Below are 22266 nucleotides of genomic sequence, written 5' to 3'. Positions count from 1 at the left end.
TACAGGGGGCAAAAATAGTTGTTGCAGTAAATAAGGATGCAGAAGCTCCAATGATAAAATCCGCTGATTATGGTGTGGTCGCAGACCTCTACGAATTCATACCAAAACTCATAGAGAAACTTAAAGCTACTAGTGTAAAGTAAAATTCAAACCTTATTTTTAAATATTCCATGAAATACTGTATTCGTGGTTGAGTGGAATGGTTAAAGTTGGAGTCTACGTATGCCACTGCGGTAAGAATATTGCCGGAGTAATCGATGTCAAGAGGGTTGTGGAGGAAATTAGGAAATTGAATGAAGTTTCAGTGGCTAAAGATTACATGTTCATGTGCTCTAAGACAGGTCAACAATTAATAATTGATGATATAAAGGCTGGAAGGGTGGATAGGGTTGTTGTGGCAGCATGCTCACCAACAATGCATGAAGAAACATTCATGAGGGCATTGGAGGAAGCAGGACTTAACAGATTCATGTTTGAAATGGCAAACATTAGGGAGCAATGCTCATGGGTTCACTACAACGATCCAGAAGCTGCAACTGAGAAGGCAATAGACATAGTTAAGGCGGCTGTGAAGAGGGTTTCAAAATATGAGCCATTTGAAAGGGGGAAACTACCCGTAGTTAAGAGGGCTTTAGTTATAGGTGGGGGAATAGCTGGAATTAGAGCCGCACTGGACATAGCTGATGCAGGTATAGAAGTATACTTGGTGGAGAAGTCTCCATCCATAGGGGGTAAGATGGCGCAATTGGATAAAACATTCCCCACACTGGACTGCTCACTATGCATACTCACACCACTAATGAATGAAGTTTCAAAGCATAGAAACATAAAATTACTAACAAACTCGGAGGTTGTGGATGTTGGGGGGCGGGTTGGATCATTCCAAGTGAAAATCAAGAGGAAGGCAAGATACGTTGACGTTGAAAAATGTGTTGCATGTGGAATGTGTAGTGAGAAGTGCCCAGTGAGCGGAATACCAGATGAGTACAATTGTGGTTTGAGTGTTAGGAGGGCGATATATAAGCCATACCCTCAAGCCATACCAAATGCATACATAATAGATTCGAACCATTGCTTAAAGATAACTAGGGGGATATGTGGAGTGTGTGAGAGAGTCTGCCCAGCTAAAGCCATAAACTTCAATGATAAAGATGTGGAAATGGAAGTGGAAGTTGGGGCAATAATTATTGCAACTGGATATGAACTTATGAATCCAAAGGAGCTTGTGGAGTATGGTTATGGGAAGTTTAGGGATGTTGTAACTGGATTGGAATTCGAGAGAATATATTCGGCGGAGGGGCCGACCAAGGGGAAGATAGTTAAGTTGAGTGATGGTAAAGAGCCCAGGGAAGTAGCAATAGTATTATGTGTAGGATCTAGGGATGAGAGGCATCTACCATACTGTTGTAATGTGGGATGCATGGCTGGATTGAAACATGCATACTACATTGCATCATCAAACCCTGAAATAAAGACATACATATTCTACACTGACATAAGAACATATGGTAAGGGATATGAGGAATTCTATAGGAGAATTAGGGAATTGGGCAATGTACACTTCATTAGGGGGAAACCCATGGAAGTTAGATTTGAAGATGGAAAATTGACATTCGAAGTTTTCAACATGAATTTGAATGAATTATATAAGTTTAGGGTTGACATGATTATACTTGAAACTGGACTCATACCAAACCCATCCTCCATAGACCTTGCATCTAAACTTAAGATTCCAAGAGGTGTTGATGGATTCCTCTTAGAGGCACATCCAAAACTGAGACCTGTAAGTGCACCATCACGTGGAATATACATATGTGGATGTGCACAGGGATTGAAGGATATACCATCAAGTATAGCTCAAGCATCCGCAGCAGCTACCGAAGCAATAAAATTGCTAATTAGAGGTGAAGCTGAAGCTGAACCATACATTGCAGAGGTTGATGAGAGTAAATGTAGTGGATGCGGAATATGTGCATCGGCATGCCCATATAAAGCAATAAAAATGAATGTTGAGAAGAAAGTGGCTGAAGTAAATGTTGGAGCATGTATGGGATGTGGAATTTGCGCATCTGCATGCCCATCAAAAGCCATAAAACAGAGGAGATTCACAGATGAATCGATAATTGCAGCAATAGATGCCATACTAGCCAAATGAAGAGAGTTAAATTCCAAATCTACCTATAAGCAAATTGACTGGAGACTTATTTAAATTGAGAGCCACATCCCTTGGACTTAAACCAATAGCCAACCCAAGCAACTGCGTATAGTATAGTACTGGAACATCCCCCTTAAACCCTGAAACCTTACATGCCTCCTCATAATTCTTATCCATCATTACACCACCATGAGGACACGCTATTACAATGCCATCAGTTTTCGATGCAAGTTTAAGTCTACTCCCAGCCAAAGTCAATCCCGTATTGGCATTAGTGTTGTATATTGACCATCCACAACAATCTAAGCATAACTCAGCATCAGCTCCAAGAATTTTAACGAGATCCATAAGCATATGTGGCTCATGGGAATCGTCGGGGCGACCAATATCATTAGGCCTAAAATAGAGGCATCCTGGATGTATTGAGAATTTGAAGCCCTTAAACCCCCTCTTAACGTTACTCCTCAATTTCTCAAGCCCAATATCCTCATATAGCAATTGAATTATGTGTTTGAAATTTAAATCACCCTTATACTTCAACCCCTCCCTTGCAAGTAAACTGTTAACCCAAGACCTCAAAGCTTCATCTTCATCGAGAAGCTTCTTCACATATGTTAATGATGCATGACACCAATTGCAGAGGAGTATGCATGGCTTACCATAACTCTCAAGAACAGACATCAATCTTGCTGACAGATATACCCAACCATAGGAGTTAACACTCCTCAGTGGCAGACCGCAACAATTAACATTTTCAGCATAACTGAAATCCACATTTAAACTCTTCAATACATTTACAGCTGAAAGCTCATATTGATACTGATCGGTGGAGCTTAAACAGCCTGGGTAAAGTATGTATCTCAATGCTATACACCCCTCTGAAATGCATCCATACAATTGGCTTGAAATACATCCACATTCTTGGGGCCACTAAGTTGTGGTAGGCTGAGCTTCAATCGATCATATGTTAAACCATCAGAACCCACAACTCCAATAGCATCTTGTATAAACCCGGATTCCAAAACCTTTGAAAGCATATTTGAATATGCATCTGGAACACTTCCACCCTCAATTATACTGAGATTCCTAAGTACAATGAATATCTCAGATGGATTAACCTTCTGTGGACATGCATCCCTACACTTCTGACATTGAGTGCAAGCCCAAATAACATCAGACTTCAAAAGTTCAGGTACTAAGCCAAGTCTAACCATATCCACAACCCTATGTGGGAAATTCTCCATCAAAACCATAACAGTGCAACCGCTAGTGCATTTACCACACTGTAAACATGCATATGGATCCACGATTGAGGGGAAATTTTTGAGCCTCTTAACAAGCTCAACATTAGCCTTCTCAGATAAAACAGTCACATCAGCCCACAAGCCAGATTACCCCAAACCAGTTTAATAATGAAGTATATTTAAGGTTGATTATTGCTAAATCCAAGCCAATGGATCTACAAATCCAAGTAGATAGGCTATGAAATATGCAAACATGTTAATCATCAATAACAAACTCACAATACCTCCAAAATCCAATTTACCCCTAAGAAGAGTGTACCCATACAATGGAACTTCCACCAATAAATTGGAACCTATGTACAACGCTATGAATAAACCTAGATATCCAAGTAAACTTGAAAAGTATAGGTAAATTAGAGCATACCTAAAATATGTGGATACAACATTCATAACTATAAATAGGAAGCTGGAAGAAGCTAAAGACAATATCAAAACACCAACTACGAATTTAAAGTTCCTTGCAAGCTTCCCAAGGAAGAATTGTAGAGAAAGCTCTTTAACAATCAAATTCAATATGAATATGTACATGAACTTATACAGCAAGCCAAGATAATCCAAATTGGATCACAAAATATATGTTTTTAAATGTGAATATGAAGCTTATGTTTTAAATCTGAAAGCTATGAATCCTTCACCATCCCATACTGGTATCACATCAAAAACATCTACAGCACCACAATACTCAACATCCTGATTAAAGCCCAACCTAATTAAATTCCTACCAGAAGATGTCAATTTCAAGAATTGGGAAAAATCATTTGTAGGGGGTTTATCTATGGATCCCAAAATCATATCACGTAAAACCTCAGCACACAACAAATCCTCAGAACAAGGAGACCCATACCTACCAGCACAAGCCAAAACAACATCCAAACCATATTTCAATGATAAATGCCTAATATAATTGCATACTGAAGAAATGTTTAGGAAGCATGCTAAAACCATGTGCTCAGCATCCCTAAGAGAATCAACAATCCTAGCACAATTACTACTCGTAAAAGATATATATTTCCCAAAAACGGATTCACGGGAAAACTCCCTTGGAGAATTACCTAAATGGAACCCCTCAATCCTCAAACCACCACGCTCACCAGCCAAAATGCAATTTGGCGTTCTCCTATGGAAATTAATGGCATCCTCAACCTCCCTAAAAACGTAAACTTTCAAAGCACCATTAGCCAAAGCCGTAGTTATAGTTGAAGATGCCCTCAAAACATCAATTACAACTACAACCCTATCTTTAACGGGAATGCTGTAGTGATCACCAATACCAAAACATATTTCAACCTTAACCATACAATAAACTAAACTATAGGTCTAATATAAAAGTTAAAAAAAGTTGTTATTTTACGTTTATGGCCATGGAATTATCTTAAACACTTGCAGTAGGTACTGAACTCTCCCTGCAAGCATTGTCATCCTGAATTGGACAGTATTGCCATAATATGCTCCAAGACCTACCAGCAGTATATATCTACCGAGCTTCGTTGGATAGAAGTACCATCCAGTATGCTCAACTGTGAATGTAAAGTATGATATCACTAGAAGGGTTCCAAGACATATCCATGCAAAGTTGAACCAATCCAATGCAGTTGCAGTTGCACCAGGAGGAGTTATAGACCCCCTAATTTGAGCTATTATATTTGCTGTAAGTGCACCTCTAATGGTAACTCCGAAACCTAAACCCATTAGGAACATTACAGTATACCTACTTATCCACCTAACACTCTTAAATGGCAATGTGAGAAGCATCAACCCCAATATTACGCCTACAATGTAGATGTACTGGCCACTGGCTATACGCAATATTATCTGCTTATATATCTGTGTTGTTGAAATAGTTAATGCAACTGCGAATGCGCTTCCAACATACAGATACTCTGCAAACCTGTAGACCTTAGTCTCCTTATAGAGGATGTAGCTGTATATTGCCAGTGTGAGGAAGGCTCCAACCCAAGCTCCAATTATTCCATCAATTGTTGAGGGGTATGGCATTACCTTCCACCTCCCTTACGTCTAGTCATGAAGTAGCTTATATTGGCGAAGATTATCGCTATTATCACTAGTAGATGTGATATGTTTAATGCATCTAAGCTTGTCGTCGCTTCACCAAGTTGGCCAATGAGCTTCTCATACTCAGCTGCACCCCTAATACCTTTAAGTGCACCCACAGCTAAACCTGCTTGATAATATGGTATGAATGTTGAATAGTTCATGGCTATGCCGATCTCAGCCACGGCAGTTCCATACCTCATCCTCCACTGCCTAACATAGTAATCTCCATAATCACCAGTCGTGGAGTCAACTACAAGCTTGATATCCTTAGCTGAATTCACATTCTTCATTAGAGGTATCTGATCTATTGGTGTTCCATACTTATCAGTTCTGAGAACATTACGTATATTATCAGCCAACTGAGCCACGGTAGTCTCGCCACCAGCAATGTATCCAAAGTAAACCCAGTCAACACCATATTTGTAGTCTCCAGGCCCTGCAGGCTGACCTGGACCCTTAAGTTGTGGAATTCTCGCCATAACGGCCTCCATGGTTAAATCACAATCGGTGTATCCAACACACCAATAAATTATCTTTACACCACGCTGTATGAGATGCTTAGATACAGCAACAAAGCCGGGTAAGCATTCAGACCATGCAGAAACGCCGAACTCTATTGCCATAACAACTACATCGTTAGGGCCAAGGGTGTTAATGTAATTGTAGAGTGCATAACTGGTTTCAGCTATGGATACTGGTAAACCTAGGGGTTTGATGTATGGTATAGCCAGAGATATGAACAGTACCCAGTATAGGATCCTCTTGTCTATGGCTCCAAGCTTCTCCCAAATAGTTTGAGTTCCACCCATTTTCATCCACCTCCAGTACCAAGGGTTGTGACCCTCTTCTCAGCGCCTACGGCAACCCGTAATCCAAAGTACACTATTCCAAGTGCAGCTGTAATGTTTAATGCACGCATACCAGGAGTTTGACCAGTCATTTGAAGCCAATTGTTTATATCTGGAATCTTATTCCATATTAGCTCTCCTATTGGTGCATTCCCAAGCATTACGAGGCATCCTGCAACTAGGAGTATTGTAGCTTCAAGGCTTCTAGCTCTGAAAGCCCTATAGGCGGCTGAGAATATGTAGAATCCTGTGGTGGCGTAGAGTGCTGCTCCAAGAGGTGTGTAAACCCAGTTGAATGGCCAAGTATATATTGGATTTGTGATTGAGGGGTTGGCAATTTCTGGTAGTGCCGCTAGGAATGGTATCAAACATGATGCGAACATTACTATGCTGAAGTACCATACTCCAGGAGTTCTACGCTGAATATTGTATATGTGTACTCTAGCAGCTGTCAAGAAGCCTAGCCATGTGGCGAAGTAGCTTATGTGGGTTGCGAAGGTCTGTAACCATGTAACCCAATCTATCACTGTGGGAACGTTGAAGAAGTATCCGAATAGTGTTAAGCCCATAACTACACCTGCAATGAACATGAATATTTCAGGTCTCCTCCAAACTGCACCCATACCCTCCTCACCACCTCAAAAAGCTACTTATAATATTAATTCCTAGGGGCTCTAGTATGAATCCCAAGATTAGCAGTGCCATTAATATGAACTTTATCCAATCCTCACCGGCAATTGTTGCTATTTGATACGGGTCCTTTGAGAGATACGCGCTTGCAGCGTAAATCTCCTCCCCTATCAAAACGTAATCGCATACTGCAATTATGAATGGTAGCTGATGAGTATTTGCAGTCCCACCAATACTCATAGCTCCAACGAAGTTTGCAGCTTCACCAATAACCACAGACTCATAGTATAATCCTCCAATCATGAAGAATGCTGCTGGACGTAAACGTTGAAGATGCCCAAGAATTCCAGTAACCATTGGTGATTGTCCTGGGAAGTAGTTTATCATTTTTGGATCATACTTTTCAGGCTTCCCTTGCTTCAAATATGCAAGTCTAAGTGTTTCATCCATTAATGGTATGGCATCACCTTGACATAGATCAACAATCAACGGCACATCATATCTTGCACACCCCTCAGCCACATAGCTCAATATGGTTATTGAAGCCACCATTTGAGGCCCCTGCTCAGAATCGAGGCTTCCAGTAAGGCCTGGAGTGTATAGTGCTGGTTTACCCATTTCAGCAGCCCTTCCAATGGCTTCATCTATGGCATCCATTGCTGGTAGACGCCTCATCTTTGGAGGTCTACCCATTCTTGCGAGTCTCAAACCAAGGTAGAAGAATACCACTAGCAGTATTAATATCACTAGGCTGCTTCCACGCCCTGCAAATAGTATTTGCCCAGCAAATGTTGGGTTCAACAATTTATCCCTCCATAACGTTTTCCAAGTTTTTTGGAAACGAGCCTATACTATATAGGTGTAGAGGATTTAAAAAGTTTATGCAATATTTGTAACTAATATCTCTAAAAAATTTGAAAAATGATGATTTAGGTTATGGTGGTTTAAGCCCTAACATATTCACTTCCAAGGAGGTCTCTGGCTATAATGTATTTCATTATGTTCTGAGCTCCCTCAGCACCTATGGCATATGAGAATGTGCCGAGCCAAGCTCTATATACTGGGCATTCCTTGGTATATGCGAAAGCCCCATACCATTTCATAACTTCCTCAGCTAAATCCGCAACTGCCAGTGGAGCCCACATCTTAGCTAAAGCAACTGGAACATTTAAATCCCTTGGATTCACGGTTGGATCCTTCTCCAAATAAACTTTATCCGCAAGTCTTGCAGCTCTATAAACGAAGTATCTTGCAGCTTCATACTTTGCATATAGTTCGGCGAATGGGAAGCTTACACCTTGAAATGATGATATATATCTCCCCTCAAATAGCTTCCTCTGCTTAAACCATTCAGCAGCCCTCTCCAAAAGCCACTTCATTGCACCAACACATGCAGCTGAAACCAGTATTCTAGCTAAGTTGAACCCTTCCATCACATAATAGAACCCCCTATTCTCCTCGCCGAGGAGGTATTTGGCGTCAAGCTCAAAGTTCTCCAATATAAATCCTCCAGTGGTGAGGCCGTGCCTACCAATATCATGGTATATTGTTGGATGAAACCCTTTACCTAACACGCCATTCCTCCTAGCTAGGAAAGCGAAAGCCGATAACCCCCTATGACCAGGACCACCAGTCCTAGCCACTAGGAACCATCCTCCACCCCATGGAAGTTTCTGAACCTCTCCAACACCGCTGATGTAGGCTTTTTCACCATTGAATATGTACTTTGAACCCTCCTTCCTGGCCGTAGTCTTTATCCCAGCAATATCTGAGCCTCCCTGAGGCTCTGTTGTCGATATTCCAAAGAATGCCCTCCCCTTAGCCACCTCCGGTATTATCTCTTGACAAACCTCCTCACTGCCAAAAACCTGTAAAGCGAAGGGCCAACCATTATTTAGGAGTGTGTATACGGCAATGGCTACTGCTGGATCAGCATAAGCTATCTCCTCCGTGGCTATTGTAGCCATGGTGTATGTTCCATCCTGCCCCCCAAACTTCGAGCTACATGGAATTGCAAATAAGCCTTGCTCACCCATCTTAGAGTAGAGGTCTAATGGTATATTCATGGGATCCTTCGCAGCTTCCTCATCAACTTTAACCCAGACTGGCGCAATATACCTATCACAAAACTCCTTAACAACCCCCCTAAACATCTCCTCATCCTTACTGAAACTTAGAATAGTGTCCTTCGGGTAATTTATTGGTGGCACGCTCAATACAATCACCAAACAAATGTTAATGTATTAGTGTATAGATAAGATTATTGGATGTTGAGTTGAGTTTGGAAGGCTACATGGATGTAATAAGAGAGGCGAGAACAATATATGTTTATGGGGTATATGATGATGGAACGCCATACATTATACTGCATAGCGACAAAACCTTCAAGCCTAGAGTTAGAAGTGAAGGATTTGTAGCAATACATACAAAACCCCCAATTGTAATCATTGAAGTAATGCTCAAACAATATAGAGTTGAAGAGGAATTCAAGATTGCCATACTACCATCAAATAAGGAGATTAAGGAATTCCTGAAAGCCATTGTAGAGTCAGATAGAATCCTATTAAGCTTAGCATACAAAGAAGATTTCAGCGAAATTTATAAAATGGTGGCTGAGAAGGGGGTGTTGATTGAAGGGGATTATAATGCAGTAACATTTGAAATACCATTAGACAACGTGGAAGAATTAAAGCAATTGATGAGTGTAATAGACATAATTGATAAGGAGTTAATGAATAAACTTGAGGAATTAATTACGGAAAAACAGAAGAATGAGATAAAAGATTTAGGAATAAAACTCTAAGGAGTGGAGGGTACATGATAAAAATGGATTTAACAGAATTCCTAAAGGAAGTTGAAGAGATAAAGAGGGGACTTTACGAGAAGTATGAAGCAAAGGAGAAGATATACCTCAAAATTAGGGAAGCACAGAGACTATGTGGAGAAGCAATATCATTAATACAACAAGAAATGATGGAAGAAGCTAAAACAAAACTTACCTCAGCGGAAAAAATGATTGAGGGGGAATTGAGAAAACTAGAAGACAAAGAGGTTATGGAAGATTTAAGTGAAGCCTACACCACAATGCTACAAGAGTACGTTGAAGCAAAAGCACTACTTGAAATGGAAGAGGGGCATGGAATACCGAAGGCAAGCGATCTAAAAGTACCAGTAAAAGCATACATACTTGGACTAGCAGACTTAATTGGAGAATTGAAGAGGAGGACTATAACGAGCCTAATAAAGGGGGATGTGGAATCCGCGAAGATTAGAATGGACCTCATGAACAAAATATTCCAAGCATTAGAATCCCTAGAGTACCCTAGATCACTAGTTCCAGGATTGAGGAAGAAGCTCGATGAAATGAGGAAGAGCATAGAAGACTTGGAGAGGATAATGGCTACATCAATAATCTCCATGAAATTATATGAAGCACTACGTAATATTTACAGCCAGAAATACTTAAAAGCTAGTTAAACCAATTATCAAAGGAAAAGTGTGATGTAACCACATGATAAGAACCATAATCCTCGGGCAAGGGATGGTTGCAAATTACTTTGCAGTTGGATTGGAAAGGATAAAAGCTGGGGAGATACCACCATATGGAGTCCCACTGGCCAATGTAAAATTGAGGAGGAAGATAGAGGAAATAGAGATAGTGGGATCATACGATGTAGATGCAAAAAAGGTTGGGAAAACAATATATGAAGTGGCAAAGAAGGAAATAGGAGAAGTATCACCAATACCTGAGAAATTGAAGGAAGTAGAAGTTAGGGAGGGGGTGCATTTAAGAAGCTTAAATGGAGTTTTAAGTGGAGTCTTGGGATTGGAGAGGAAGATGACCTTAAAGGATGCCGTAAATATTATTGTTGATCAATGGAGGGAGATGAGTCCAGACGTAATAGTAAACATAATAACAACGGAAAACGCGAAACCACTCAACGATATAAGCGAATTGGAAGAGAGGATTAATGGAAATGATGTTGAAAAATTAGCGGCAACACAAGTATATGCATACGCCACTTTGAAGTATAGGGAGGAAACTAGGCGTAAAGTGGCATTCGTAAATGCCATACCAACACCAGTAGCCAACGATGAAAACATTGTTAAAATGTATGAGAAAAATGGCTTACCACTATTTGGGGATGATGGAGCTACTGGTGCAACACCATTAACCGCAGATTTATTGGAGCATATGGCCACTAGGAATAGGAAGGTTGAATTCATAGTTCAATTCAACATAGCTGGAAACACAGACTTCCTAGCATTAACACTACCAGAGAGGAATTTGATGAAGGAAGTTACGAAGAGTAGCATGATAAAAGATATACTTGGATATGATGTCCCACACTATATAAAGCCCACAGGATACCTAGAGCCTCTGGGGGATAGGAAGCTTGTAGCAATGCATATGGAATACTACACATTCAACAATTTGAAGGATGAAATATACATTAATGTTAGGATGAATGATAGCCCAGCACTGGCGGGGTTACTAGTGGATCTAGTTAGGATTGGGAGGATATGCATAGATAGAGGTATTTGTGGAGCAGTATACCCAGTAAACTTATTCTACATGAAAATGCCTGGACCACCAGGATCAAAATCCATATCGAAGATATTGGCATTCCAAAAACTTAAAGAGTGGCTTAGAGAAATAGATGGATTGGTAGAGGGGTAGATGATAAGGATAGGATTGATTGGGAAGACGAATACTGGGAAGACGACATTCTTCAATGCAGCAACCCTACTAAGTGAAGAGGTATCAACATACCCATTCACAACAAAGAAACCAAATATAGGGACAGCCACGGTTCAAACAGTCTGCGTATGCAGGGAGTTTAAGGTTAAAGATAATCCACAAAATTCTAAATGTATAGAGGGATGGAGATATATACCAATAGAATTAATAGACTTACCAGGGCTAATAAAGGATGCACATTTGGGTAGGGGGCTTGGAGACCAATTCTTAAGCGTAGCTATGCAATCAGATGCACTACTACACATAGTGGATGCATCCGGAAGCATAGATGCGGAGGGGAGGATATGTCAACCTGGAATTGGAAATCCAATAGCAGATTACTATGAAGTTGAATATGAACTTGTGGAGTGGTTTAAGAAGGTTATAAAATCCAATAGGGATAGGGTGGAGAGGGAGTATTCGAAGAGGCAATCCATGGTTGAAGCATTATATCAAATATTTTCTGGAATGAAAGTTACAAGGGGAATGATATATTTAAGCTTGGAGAAGGCAGGACTCCTAGATAGGAAAATAGATTCTTGGACGGAGGAAGACTACAATAAATTCTCAATGGAGCTTAGAACAATATCAAAACCAACACTAATAGTTGCCAATAAAATGGATTTAGGGATAGCTGAGGAAAACTATAAGAGGATGGTTGAGGAATTCGGACAACACTTAGTAGTCCCATGTAGTGCAGAAGCAGAACTGGCTTTAAGGAGAGCTGAACAACAAGGGATAGTGAAATATATACCGGGAATGGAGAGCTTCGAAATAATAGATGAATCCAAATTGAATCCAAGACAAAGGTGGGCTTTAAGCTACATAAAACATATGGTGATGGATAAACTATTGAGGACGGGAGTTCAATTGGCATTAAACATAGCAGTCTTCAAATTATTAAGAGTGAACGTGGTATACCCAGTTGAAGACCCAGAAAGGTTAACGGACAAGAAGGGGAATGTACTCCCAGACGCATTCCTAATGCCACATAACGCCACACTACTAGACCTTGCAAAAGAGATACATAGCGATTTAGCAAGAGGACTACTATACGGAATAGATGTGAGAACAGGAATAAGGCTACCAAAAGACTACATACTAAGAGATAGAGACGTAATAACACTGGTATCAACAACAAAAAGAAAGTAGCAAACTAAAGGGTTAAAAATCAAAATATCATACTATAGTGAATGAATATTTGGTGTGGGGAAATGAAGGCAGCAGAGTATATAGTGAAATTTTTAGAGGAAAAAGATGCAAGAATAGTGTATGGTTTGCCAGGATATAATATACTGGAAATATATGAAGCTATAAGGAAGAGCAGCCTAGAGCATGTGCTGGTAAAACATGAACACTCAGCAGCTGTAATGGCAGATGTAACGGGTAGGTTGACTTTGAAGCCAGGAGTATGCCTAGTTACAGCGGGACCTGGAGCATTAAACACAGCTACGGGGGTGGCGGCAGCATATACAGCAGCTTCACCAATGCTACACATAACTGGACACTGCTCAAGTAGGGAGAAGGTGCAACCATACCATGGAGTTGAAGACTGGCTTTTCCTAGAAAAGATATTTGCAAACATAACGAAATGGAGTAAAACAGTGGATAACGCATTGGAACTACCATACCACATGGAAAAAGCATACCATATTGCCACAAGTGGGAGGAAGGGGCCTGTACACATATCACTAGCCATGGACATACTCGAAGTAGACATACAAAAAACATTAAATACATATAAAGGTGAACTGCAACTCGGGGCAAAGGATGTTGCAAAAAGAATAGCTAGAAAGTTAATGGAATTAGAGAAGCCAATAATAGTTGCTGGTAAGGGGGTTCTTAGAGAGAATTCAACCATGGAAATCGAAGAATTAATGGAGAAAACATACATACCGACACTGGCAAGTAGGAGGAGTAGAGACGTAATACCATTCAACAATAAACTGAATATAGGATACACCATAATAGTGGGATTTGGAAATATACTGGAAGATTTAAGGAAATTCCTTGAAGAAGCTGATGGAATAATAACTGTGGGGCTAGATAGGGGGGAGAGGGAGTCTAGGGATATCATGGAATTATCTAAGAGTAAGAGGATTATACACATATACCAAGAGGAGCCACCATACGGAGAAATAATTGAAGATAATGGTAGGATAATTGAAGTAAACACCCCAAACCTAAAACAATTATTGAAGGAGTTAATTGGAGAAGTAAATGGTTATAGGAGTAAATGGACTAACCTTGAAAATAGGATAGCGGAATTAAAGGGGAAGGTGGAATCAGATTTAAAAGAACATGCATACAGATTTTCAAAACAAAAACCCATACACCCAGCATACCTCGTTCAAACAATAAAAGAGATTGTAAGGAATGATTATGTGATATTCACCATAGATGTTGGTGGAAGCTCATCATGGGCTGAACTATACCTAAGACAAAACAAGCCAAACACACTACTAACATCAGATAGATTTGGAAATATGGGATTCACACTACCAGCAGCAATAGCTGCAAGTAAAGTGGTACCAGAAGCCAATGTGATCGGAATAACGGGGGATGGAGGGATGCTAATGACCCTCGGAGAAATAGCCACAGCTGTAGAGCAAAAGTCCAATATAAAAGTAATAGTCATGAATGACAGACAATACACCATGATAAAGAATATACAGAGGAGTAGGCATGGATACCCACCATTCCAAGTGGACATACATACACCAAACTTCGATGAAATAGCAAAAAGCTTTGGAGCAAATGGAATTAGAATAGATGATCCAAGAGATTTAAGCGCAATATTAGAAGAAGCTCTAAACATTAAAGGCCCAACAATAATAGACGTACACACAACAAACGAATATGAAAGTTATAGATACAGATTATAGATTAGCGGCGATGAACAAATGAAGTATAGAGAGAAGCTGGAAAATCTAATATCAAAACTCATAGCAACCCCAAGCACATCTGGAAACGAGAGGGAAATAGCTGAAATCATAAAGGATAAGCTAAATGAAATAGGCTTCGATAAAGTTGAAATAGATAAATATGGAAGTGTAATAGCTGTTGCCAAGGGTAAAAGCAATCTAAACATATTATTTGAAGGACATTTAGATCACGTTCCACCTGGAAATATCAATGCATGGAAATATCCACCATACAATGCAAAAATTGTGAATGATGAAGTTTACGGTAGGGGAGCTGTAGATATGAAGGGACCAATAGCTTCACTAATAACAGCCATGGAAGAAGCCTTGAAAAGGGAATTTGAAGTGAACATTCAATTGGCATTCGTAGTTCATGAAGAAACAGTTGAAGGGGAAGCTATAAAGAGGATAATTGAAGAGGGGATATTGGATAAACCGGAAGTTGCAATACTTATAGAACCAACAAACCTAAATGTGGCAATTGGGCATAGGGGTAGAAGCCTAATAAGGGTTAAATTGATGGGGAAAACTGCCCATGCAAGTATGCCAGATCTAGGGGTAAATGCAATAGAAGCCGCTTCAAAATTCATTATAAGGTTAAGGGAGAAATTGAATTTGAATCTCCCCATGCATCCAGTACTGGGGAAAGCCACCATAACCCCAATAAAAATTAAATGTCAACCTGAAGGGCTACCACAAATCCCAGATGAAGCAGAAGTAATTTTTGATAGGAGAATGATCATAGGTGAAGATGAAAGTAGCGTCATAAAACCGCTAATGGAACTAGTTAATGAACTAATAAGCAGTAAAGAAGCTTTGAATGGATTTGTGGAAATAGTTGAAGAGGAAGTTAAATGTTGGACTGGAGCATCAATGAAGGTGAAAGACTTCTTCCCAGCATGGCTAATGAGCATTGAAAAATTGGAGGATATGGGAATTAGAGAACTTATCAAAGCTATGGGTGGAAGGTATATGGTATGGGATTTCAGTACAGATGGCGTCTATATAGCAAACTCAAATATAAAGACATTTGGATTCGGACCTGGAGATTGGAAGATGGCACATCAACCAAATGAGAAGATAAGTTTAAAGGATATGGATAGAGCTGTTGAAGGATATAAAAAGATTTTGGAAGTTTTGGATAGGAAGCTGATGATCTAACTATGCTTTAACCTCTTCCTAACCTCCTCTAAAGCTAAATCCACATCTCCAAGTCCAAGCTCCCTCAATTTATCACTTCTAGGTATTCCATACTCATCCCACCCAACGGCTTCGTAATACTGCTTCTTCAAATTCTCAACTTCACTCCTATCAGCAGCTTGACCCTTATATGGGCCAGTGGGTAGAGGTTCGTAAAATCTCAGTGGATTATCATCATGAACCTTTGGATCCCAATAGAAGTCTGGTCCACCTAGCAGTAAAGCTGCACGTTGAATATGTAGTATTCTAAGTCCATCACTATAGCACCAATCATGTGGATTAATCTTAATTCCAGTTACAGCCTCATAGAATTCCCACATTAGCGATGGATTTGGGAAGAAGTTGAATATGCAGACCACAGCGGAATCACACATTATCCTAACAATTTCACCACCATTAGAATCTATGGGTAGTCTGGCCACTGAAGTGTGATCTCCACCTTGAACTGAACATGCATAAGCTATGGGTGTTGGGTAATCCATCCTACTCCTTATACCATGAGCACCCACAGCAACACCCTTAACTTGAACAGCGTATGGGAGTAGGTCCACCCCCTTCATTTTACCAAGCTTTAAAGCAGCTCTATAAGTACCCTCTGCAAGTATGTCTCCAATGCCAATCCTATATGCTATCATCTTTGCAAGTTCACCAAAGGCCTTTGCATTCCCCCAACTTAAATCTAAACCTCCAAGATCTTCCTTCGTCAATATTCCACGTTGATATAGTTCAGCGGCAAATCCAAGAACATTACCACCATTTATTCCGCATATTCCAAGGTCATCAACAATGGATGCAACATAAACATTTTCTTCTGGAGTAAATATTCCCAAATTTGTGCCGAGATATGCTTGCAACTCGTAATCTGGATTATCCGTTAATGATCCAGCGTATGGGCCACATTTAACTAACGCAATCTTCAAACATGTTGTTGGGCAACCATAATCACCCCAATAACGTTTAATCCAAACCCTACGTTCAAATTCATCTACACCGAAACTCCTCTCATCATGCCACTCCTCCTGCCAATTCTTCACAGGTTCAGAACTCTGCATTGCTCCAACACTATATCCACCAGAACCAGTACCCCACCTCCGCATACCATCCCTACGGATACATTCATCATATGCCCTGTACAGTAGGTTGTGGAATTTTATTGGATTATGTATTTCTGGCAGAGGACCTGAACCTTTTATCACAATGGCTTTAAGCTTCTTGGAACCCATCACAGCTCCATAACCACCGTAACCAGCAGCATGAGTCCACTTCTCCATAACCACAGCAACCCTACACAGCCTCTCACCAGCAGGACCTATGTATAGGATGGATGGATCTTTCCATTCCCCGAATCGTCTATACTTGCTATTCAAGTAATCTACGGCATCCTTAGTCAACTTTACAACTGTATCCTTACCATCTAAACCCCAATATTTTGAGGCATCCCTAATTTCCACTTCATCATCTTTAATCCATAAGTATACTGGATCCTTAGATGCACCTTCAATTACGATTGCATCATATCCAGCACATTTCAAATCTATGCCGGCTTCACCTCCAACAGTAGAGCCTATAATCCCATTGCTTTGTGGAGACTTACCAGATATGCATATTCTGCCTCCAGGGTAGAATCCAGTTAGGGGTCCCGTGGCAACTATTAATAGGTTTTCAGGGGATAATGGGTCAACTTTACTCCACCTACTACCAAGCCTATCCCATAGTATCTTCGTTGCAAGACCTCTACCGCCAATGTAATGTCTAAGCACATCCTCATTGGCATCAGCAACATGAATTTTGCTTTTACTCAAATTTACCTCCAATATTTTACCACAATAACCTCCAATCATAGGAATCGCCTCCCAAATTCACCATAAAGTCTAATTACAAGTTCATCTGAAATCTCCTTAGGTGTCCTTGCATAAAGCTTAGTCTGCTTACCCAATCCACTTCTATCCACAATCCACAACACATTATACTTAGCCTTCTGACATATTTCAACGCACTTTGGATACCCACCACATAGATCACATATGACCACATGATTCTTAGCTGGATGCTTATGGGGAATACGTCCTGGACATGCATCTATACATTTCCCACACATTATACATTTACTCTCATCAACAATAACTGCACCAGTACTTTCATTAACGGATAAAGCTTTAACTGGACATGCAGCCACACATGGATAGTCCTCACACTGAGAACAGAAATGTGGGAACTCAACCCCTGGGACAAACTTGAAAACCCTAATCCTAGAAGCTTCAGGCCATATCTTACCCTCATGAACCAAGCTGCAAACAACTTCACAAAGCCTACAACCACTACAATTGGCATAATCCCTCATAATCCAAATCTGAGATTTCACAGCCATAAAATACACCAATCCCATTTAGCAATACTAATATTTGTTTGAGAACCATATTTAAGGTTTAGCATCCAAATAATCCATGTAAACGCAACCTTTAATTCCAATGAACATTAGAATATTGAATTGATGAACTATGAGTGAAGAAGAACGTATATTTGTAATTCATAGGCATGAAGCTAGAAGGCTACATTGGGATCTGAGACTTGAAATGAATGGTGTGTTAAAGAGCTGGGCTGTCCCAAAAGAACCCCCAACTGAGAAGGGGGTTAAGAGATTGGCTATCATGGTTGAAGACCACCCACTGGAATACGCAAACTTCCAAGGGGTAATACCTGAGGGGCATTATGGAGCTGGAAAAGTGGAAATATGGGATAAGGGGACATATAAGCCAATAGAAGTTACGGATAGGAAGATAGTATTCCAACTGAATGGGGAGAAGCTTAAGGGGGAATACGTACTATTAAAGTATGATAAGAGTGGTGAAAACAATTGGCTCTTCTTCAAGAAATAGTGTGAGTGGAGGTATGAAAATATTGGAGTTAAGGGATTTAATGGAGACAAACTCCGCAAGCAGAGAGCTTAGAGATAAAAGGAGGATACTACTCATAGGATCATGCCTAACATATGAGCATCCGGAAATAGTGGAGAAGTACGTTGAGGGGAGAGTTGCATTAAAAGTATGTCTGGAAAGGGAACACTTCAACATGGCATGCCTAAAACTAGCCTCAATAGTGGCAAGAGTACCCATAGAGGAAATAGTGGTGCTAACAGTAGATGGATCACCACACTGCATACAATTACACTTCATGATGGATGAAGTTGAAAAGGTAACGGGTAAAACGCTCAACGTGAAACACGTAGTCGTATATAGGGGGAAGGAGGTAGAAGTTGATAGGAGTAGGGTTAAGAAAGCTAGATACTTATCAAAACTCCCAGGCGATTTAGATGACAATACTAGTATACGATGTCAATAAGGGAAGGATTAGGAGGGCAAAATTAGAGGATTACGTGGAGATCGTTAAGGCACTCATGCAATTAATTCCAGAGGGAAGGGTATCAACATATGGAAGCATAGCTAAAGCTTTAAAAATAAACCCAAAAATGGTTGGGAAGATTGTTAAAATGAATGATGAACCAGTAATCTACCCATGCCATAGGATAGTAAAGGGTGATGGAAGTTTTGGTGGATATAGTGGACTTGGAGGAACTATATTTAAGAAAAGGTTACTGGAATTTGAAGGTGTAAAAGTATCAAAAAATGGTAAGATTTTATCTGAACATATTTCAGACATTATGGACTTACTATGCTAGTATTCGGCTAGTTTTAGCCCCTTCTCCTTTAAAGCCGCATGTGCAGCTGCAAGTCTAGCTACAAGTATACGGTATGGTGAAGCACTAACGTAATCCAAGCCGATCTTATGGCAGAATTCTATGCTCTTCGGATCTCCACCATGCTCACCGCAAATCCCTATCTCAATATCCTTCCTAACCTTCCTAGCCTCCTCAACACACATCTTCATGAGTTTCCCAACACCCTTGACATCAATGGTCTCAAATGGATTGAACTCCAATATTCCAAGCTCAAGATACTTTGGCAGAAACTTTGCTTCAGCATCATCCCTACTGAATGTGTATACTGCTTGTGTAAGATCGTTGGTTCCAAAGCTGAAGAATTCCGCTACACGGGCAATTTCATCAGCAGTTAGACATGCACGTACAACCTCTATCATAGTCCCATACTTATATGGAACTTTAATTCCATACTTGGATTCAACATCCCTATGAGCAACATCAATAGCGTGCTCCTTAACATATATTAGTTCCTTAACATCGCTAACCTGCGGTATCATTACTGAAACTTTAATGTCATATCCATCTTTAATTAGCTCTGCAACAGCTTCAAATATTGCCTTAGCTTGAGCCATATAAATCTCTGGATAAACAACTCCAACCCTAACTCCCCTATGACCCATCATTGGGTTAGCTTCAGTCAACATTGAAACTCTCTTAAGAAGCTTCTCCTTCTCAGCAGCCTCCTCAAACTTTCCCTTCAACTTTAAATCCATAATCTCAGACATGAGCTCAGACTCCTTTGGAAGGAACTCGTGTAGTGGGGGATCAAATAATCTTATTATTACTGGAAGGCCATTCATAACCTTAAGGATTTCAATGAAATCCTTCTTCAATAGTGGGACAAGCTTCTCGAGATTCCTCCTCCTTTCATCAGCATCAGAAGATAATATCACATTCCTAAACACTTCAAGTCTATCTGGAGCCCTAAACATCCTCTCAGTTCTCAATAAACCTATACCCTCAGCCCCAAACTTCCTAGCTATCTCAGCATCCTCAGGTATATCTGCATTGGCTCTAACCCCAAGCCTCCTAAACTCATCAGCCCATGAGAGAAGCTCCTCCAATTCAGGTGGAATCTTAGGTTCAACCGTTGGAACGATGCCTAAATACACATTCCCAGAAAATCCATCAATGGTTATGTATTCACCCTCCCTAACAACGACATCCTTACCCTTAACTCTGAAAAGCTTATTATCATAATCCACAACTATATCTTCACATCCAACCACACATGGCTTCCCAATAGCCCTAGCAACCACAGCTGCATGACTAGTCATACCACCCCTACTGGTCAATATCCCCACTGAAGCATACATTCCATGAACATCATCAGGCTTCGTTTCCTCCCTAACCAATATAACCCTCTTACCCTGCTTACTCCATTCCACAGCTTCATCAGCTGTGAAAACCACCATCCCGGAAACAGCCCCCGGAGATGATGGAAGCCCTGAAGCTATTGGTGAAGCTTTAACTGAAGCATCTATCCTTGGATACAATAATTGTATAACGTGATTGGGTGAAACTCTAAGCAGAGCTTCCTCCTTTGTCAGTATACCCTCCTTAACCATATCCACAACGGTTTTAACCCTAGCTATTGGTCCAAGCTTGCCATTCCTAGTCTGTAGGAAGTATATCTTTCCACGCTCCACAGTGAACTCTATATCTTGAACCTCCTTCTTAACACGTTCTAAAAGTTTTGCTCCAGCATACAATTCCTCATAGAGTTTTGGATTCAACTTTTTAAGTTCACTAACAGGTCTAGGAGTTCTAATCCCTGCAACCACATCCTCACCTTGAGCAGTCTCGAGGAATTCACCATACAACTCATTTTCACCAGTGGCGGGATTCCTCGAGAAGACAACACCAGTACCTGAAGTTTCACCTATATTACCAAAAACCATTGCAACAATGGAAACTGCAGTTCCATCAGCTATATCTGGGGTTATATTGTTAGCCTTCCTATAGAAGACTGCCCTCGGAGAATTCCAAGATTTAAATACAGCTTTTATTGCAAGCTCCAATTGTTTCCATGGATCTTCAATTAGCTCACCATACTCCCGTTTAATAATCCCCTTAAACTTCTCAACAACCTCCCTAAGTCCTTCAACACCAAGTTCAGCATCAGTCTTAGCACCATACTTACGTTTAACTTCCTCGAAAACTTCATTGAAAAGCTTCTCATCAATTCCAAGCACAATCCTCCCAAACATTTGAAGGAATCTCCTATAGGCATCATATGCAGCACGCTCATCCCTCATCTGCTTAGCTAAACCCTTAACAATAACATCATTAATCCCAAGATTCAAAACTGTATCCATCATTCCAGGCATAGATACAGGTGCACCAGACCTAACCGAAACAAGCAATGGATTCTCAGGATCACCAAACCTCTTCCCAGTCTTCTCCTCAATATACTTCATCTTCCCTCTAACTTCATCCATTAAACCATCTGGAAGCTTCTCCCCAGCCTCATAAAACATTCTACAAACTTCAGTGGTTATTATTATCCCTGGAGGAACCGGCAACCCCTGTTGCATCATTAAACAAAGCCCCGCACCCTTACCTCCAAGCAACTTAACATTATTTGGATCTGCCTCATCAAATGTGTAGACCATTTGGCCAGCCCTACCACCAACCAAACCCATTCACCTAAATTATGATTGTAATTATGGAGAACACAATTAAAAACCT

22 protein-coding genes and 1 pseudogene are annotated in these 22266 nt (G+C 40.4%); 11 read left to right on the top strand and 12 right to left on the bottom strand.

The features are described from left to right. Both MRT15_RS12520 and MRT15_RS01620 read left to right on the top strand, forming a co-directional pair. A pseudogene (locus MRT15_RS12520) lies at window positions 1–143 on the top strand (electron transfer flavoprotein subunit alpha/FixB family protein); the annotation flags it as partial. Window positions 144–199: 56 nt separating this feature from the next. Continuing rightward, the gene (locus tag MRT15_RS01620; protein WP_304327280.1) at window positions 200–2155 is read left to right on the top strand and encodes a CoB--CoM heterodisulfide reductase iron-sulfur subunit A family protein; all 1956 of its coding nucleotides are present in this window, start codon (window positions 200–202) and stop codon (window positions 2153–2155) included. A gap of 6 nt (window positions 2156–2161) precedes the next feature. On the opposite strand, the gene MRT15_RS01615 is transcribed toward MRT15_RS01620, so the two are convergent. The 9 genes from MRT15_RS01615 to MRT15_RS01575 all read right to left on the bottom strand — a co-directional run bounded on the left by MRT15_RS01615 (window position 2162) and on the right by MRT15_RS01575 (window position 9202). Then, window positions 2162–3019: a CoB--CoM heterodisulfide reductase iron-sulfur subunit B family protein gene (locus MRT15_RS01615; RefSeq protein WP_304327279.1), complete on the bottom strand. Its 858-nt coding sequence runs from the start codon at window positions 3017–3019 to the stop codon at window positions 2162–2164. A 2-nt stretch (window positions 3020–3021) separates the two neighbouring features. Beyond that, entirely contained in the window at window positions 3022–3540 is a 519-nt protein-coding gene (locus MRT15_RS01610) for a 4Fe-4S dicluster domain-containing protein (protein ID WP_304327277.1), read from the bottom strand. Window positions 3541–3594: 54 nt separating this feature from the next. Further along, window positions 3595–4017 (bottom strand): hypothetical protein, encoded by a 423-nt coding sequence (locus MRT15_RS01605; RefSeq protein ID WP_304327275.1) that lies wholly within the window; start codon window positions 4015–4017, stop codon window positions 3595–3597. A gap of 42 nt (window positions 4018–4059) precedes the next feature. Beyond that, the gene (locus MRT15_RS01600; RefSeq protein ID WP_304327273.1) at window positions 4060–4755 is read right to left on the bottom strand and encodes a 2-phosphosulfolactate phosphatase; all 696 of its coding nucleotides are present in this window, start codon (window positions 4753–4755) and stop codon (window positions 4060–4062) included. A 57-nt stretch (window positions 4756–4812) separates the two neighbouring features. Beyond that, the gene (locus tag MRT15_RS01595) at window positions 4813–5454 is read right to left on the bottom strand and encodes a hypothetical protein (protein WP_304327272.1); all 642 of its coding nucleotides are present in this window, start codon (window positions 5452–5454) and stop codon (window positions 4813–4815) included. Further along, window positions 5454–6323, bottom strand: coding sequence for a hypothetical protein (locus MRT15_RS01590; protein ID WP_304327270.1), 870 nt, complete (start codon window positions 6321–6323; stop codon window positions 5454–5456). The genes MRT15_RS01595 and MRT15_RS01590 overlap by 1 nt, the downstream gene beginning before the upstream one ends. A 2-nt stretch (window positions 6324–6325) precedes the next feature. Continuing rightward, window positions 6326–6985: a hypothetical protein gene (locus MRT15_RS01585; protein WP_304327268.1), complete on the bottom strand. Its 660-nt coding sequence runs from the start codon at window positions 6983–6985 to the stop codon at window positions 6326–6328. Window positions 6986–6992: 7 nt separating this feature from the next. Continuing rightward, window positions 6993–7796 (bottom strand): DUF6754 domain-containing protein, encoded by an 804-nt coding sequence (locus tag MRT15_RS01580; RefSeq protein ID WP_304327266.1) that lies wholly within the window; start codon window positions 7794–7796, stop codon window positions 6993–6995. 140 nt (window positions 7797–7936) lie between these two features. Further along, complete coding sequence (locus MRT15_RS01575) at window positions 7937–9202, bottom strand: acyl-CoA dehydrogenase family protein (protein ID WP_304327284.1); 1266 nt, start codon at window positions 9200–9202, stop codon at window positions 7937–7939. A 53-nt stretch (window positions 9203–9255) separates the two neighbouring features. Here MRT15_RS01575 and MRT15_RS01570 point away from each other — a divergent pair, with 53 nt between their 5' ends. The 6 genes from MRT15_RS01570 (at window position 9256) to MRT15_RS01545 (ending at window position 15818) form a co-directional block, all read left to right on the top strand. Next, window positions 9256–9795, top strand: a complete 540-nt coding sequence (locus MRT15_RS01570) for a hypothetical protein (protein WP_304327265.1) — start codon at window positions 9256–9258, stop codon at window positions 9793–9795. A gap of 14 nt (window positions 9796–9809) precedes the next feature. Next, window positions 9810–10469, top strand: a complete 660-nt coding sequence (locus MRT15_RS01565; RefSeq protein WP_304327263.1) for a hypothetical protein — start codon at window positions 9810–9812, stop codon at window positions 10467–10469. 34 nt (window positions 10470–10503) lie between these two features. Beyond that, window positions 10504–11673, top strand: coding sequence for an inositol-3-phosphate synthase (locus tag MRT15_RS01560; protein ID WP_304327262.1), 1170 nt, complete (start codon window positions 10504–10506; stop codon window positions 11671–11673). Beyond that, window positions 11674–12885: a redox-regulated ATPase YchF gene (locus tag MRT15_RS01555; RefSeq protein ID WP_304327260.1), complete on the top strand. Its 1212-nt coding sequence runs from the start codon at window positions 11674–11676 to the stop codon at window positions 12883–12885. Window positions 12886–12947: 62 nt separating this feature from the next. Next, the gene (locus MRT15_RS01550) at window positions 12948–14618 is read left to right on the top strand and encodes a thiamine pyrophosphate-binding protein (RefSeq protein ID WP_304327258.1); all 1671 of its coding nucleotides are present in this window, start codon (window positions 12948–12950) and stop codon (window positions 14616–14618) included. A gap of 18 nt (window positions 14619–14636) precedes the next feature. After that, window positions 14637–15818 carry a YgeY family selenium metabolism-linked hydrolase gene (locus MRT15_RS01545; protein WP_304327256.1) on the top strand — a complete coding sequence of 394 codons (1182 nt, stop codon included), beginning with the start codon at window positions 14637–14639 and terminating at the stop codon, window positions 15816–15818. Here the strand turns inward: MRT15_RS01545 and MRT15_RS01540 are convergent. After that, window positions 15815–17698: an aldehyde ferredoxin oxidoreductase family protein gene (locus MRT15_RS01540; RefSeq protein ID WP_304327254.1), complete on the bottom strand. Its 1884-nt coding sequence runs from the start codon at window positions 17696–17698 to the stop codon at window positions 15815–15817. The genes MRT15_RS01545 and MRT15_RS01540 overlap by 4 nt on opposite strands. Next, the gene (locus tag MRT15_RS01535) at window positions 17695–18225 is read right to left on the bottom strand and encodes a 4Fe-4S dicluster domain-containing protein (protein WP_304327252.1); all 531 of its coding nucleotides are present in this window, start codon (window positions 18223–18225) and stop codon (window positions 17695–17697) included. The genes MRT15_RS01540 and MRT15_RS01535 overlap by 4 nt, the downstream gene beginning before the upstream one ends. A 130-nt stretch (window positions 18226–18355) precedes the next feature. On the opposite strand from MRT15_RS01535, the gene MRT15_RS01530 reads away from it, so the two are divergent. From MRT15_RS01530 to MRT15_RS01520, 3 genes are read left to right on the top strand one after another with little or no spacing between them, the layout of a single operon-like run. Further along, window positions 18356–18733, top strand: coding sequence for a DNA polymerase ligase N-terminal domain-containing protein (locus tag MRT15_RS01530; RefSeq protein WP_304327250.1), 378 nt, complete (start codon window positions 18356–18358; stop codon window positions 18731–18733). Continuing rightward, complete coding sequence (locus tag MRT15_RS01525; protein ID WP_304327248.1) at window positions 18699–19196, top strand: hypothetical protein; 498 nt, start codon at window positions 18699–18701, stop codon at window positions 19194–19196. The genes MRT15_RS01530 and MRT15_RS01525 overlap by 35 nt, the downstream gene beginning before the upstream one ends. Beyond that, window positions 19168–19533, top strand: coding sequence for an MGMT family protein (locus MRT15_RS01520; protein WP_304327246.1), 366 nt, complete (start codon window positions 19168–19170; stop codon window positions 19531–19533). The genes MRT15_RS01525 and MRT15_RS01520 overlap by 29 nt, the downstream gene beginning before the upstream one ends. Here the strand turns inward: MRT15_RS01520 and ppdK are convergent. After that, on the bottom strand, window positions 19530–22190 hold the full coding sequence (gene ppdK / locus MRT15_RS01515; protein ID WP_369684934.1) for a pyruvate, phosphate dikinase: 2661 nt from the start codon (window positions 22188–22190) through the stop codon (window positions 19530–19532). The genes MRT15_RS01520 and ppdK overlap by 4 nt on opposite strands. Window positions 22191–22266 lie beyond the last annotated feature (76 nt).

The sequence above is a fragment of the Candidatus Culexarchaeum yellowstonense genome (assembly GCF_024707025.1).
Taxonomy (GTDB): Archaea; Thermoproteota; Methanomethylicia; order Culexarchaeales; family Culexarchaeaceae; genus Culexarchaeum.
Note: the sequence above shows the minus strand (reverse complement) of the source record. Positions and strands in the feature narration are given on the sequence as shown.

Coding starts and splice junctions, on each gene's coding strand:
- MRT15_RS01595 (WP_304327272.1), bottom strand. CDS start 5,454: ATGCCATACCCCTCAACAATTGATGGAATAATTGGAGCTTGGGTTGGA.
- MRT15_RS01600 (WP_304327273.1), bottom strand. CDS start 4,755: ATGGTTAAGGTTGAAATATGTTTTGGTATTGGTGATCACTACAGCATT.
- MRT15_RS01555 (WP_304327260.1), top strand. CDS start 11,674: ATGATAAGGATAGGATTGATTGGGAAGACGAATACTGGGAAGACGACA.
- MRT15_RS01535 (WP_304327252.1), bottom strand. CDS start 18,225: ATGGCTGTGAAATCTCAGATTTGGATTATGAGGGATTATGCCAATTGT.
- MRT15_RS01560 (WP_304327262.1), top strand. CDS start 10,504: ATGATAAGAACCATAATCCTCGGGCAAGGGATGGTTGCAAATTACTTT.
- MRT15_RS01540 (WP_304327254.1), bottom strand. CDS start 17,698: ATGATTGGAGGTTATTGTGGTAAAATATTGGAGGTAAATTTGAGTAAA.
- MRT15_RS01520 (WP_304327246.1), top strand. CDS start 19,168: ATGACAATACTAGTATACGATGTCAATAAGGGAAGGATTAGGAGGGCA.
- MRT15_RS01620 (WP_304327280.1), top strand. CDS start 200: ATGGTTAAAGTTGGAGTCTACGTATGCCACTGCGGTAAGAATATTGCC.
- MRT15_RS01550 (WP_304327258.1), top strand. CDS start 12,948: ATGAAGGCAGCAGAGTATATAGTGAAATTTTTAGAGGAAAAAGATGCA.
- MRT15_RS01530 (WP_304327250.1), top strand. CDS start 18,356: ATGAGTGAAGAAGAACGTATATTTGTAATTCATAGGCATGAAGCTAGA.
- MRT15_RS01585 (WP_304327268.1), bottom strand. CDS start 6,985: ATGGGTGCAGTTTGGAGGAGACCTGAAATATTCATGTTCATTGCAGGT.
- ppdK (WP_369684934.1), bottom strand. CDS start 22,190: ATGGTCTACACATTTGATGAGGCAGATCCAAATAATGTTAAGTTGCTT.
- MRT15_RS01565 (WP_304327263.1), top strand. CDS start 9,810: ATGATAAAAATGGATTTAACAGAATTCCTAAAGGAAGTTGAAGAGATA.
- MRT15_RS01590 (WP_304327270.1), bottom strand. CDS start 6,323: ATGGGTGGAACTCAAACTATTTGGGAGAAGCTTGGAGCCATAGACAAG.
- MRT15_RS01545 (WP_304327256.1), top strand. CDS start 14,637: ATGAAGTATAGAGAGAAGCTGGAAAATCTAATATCAAAACTCATAGCA.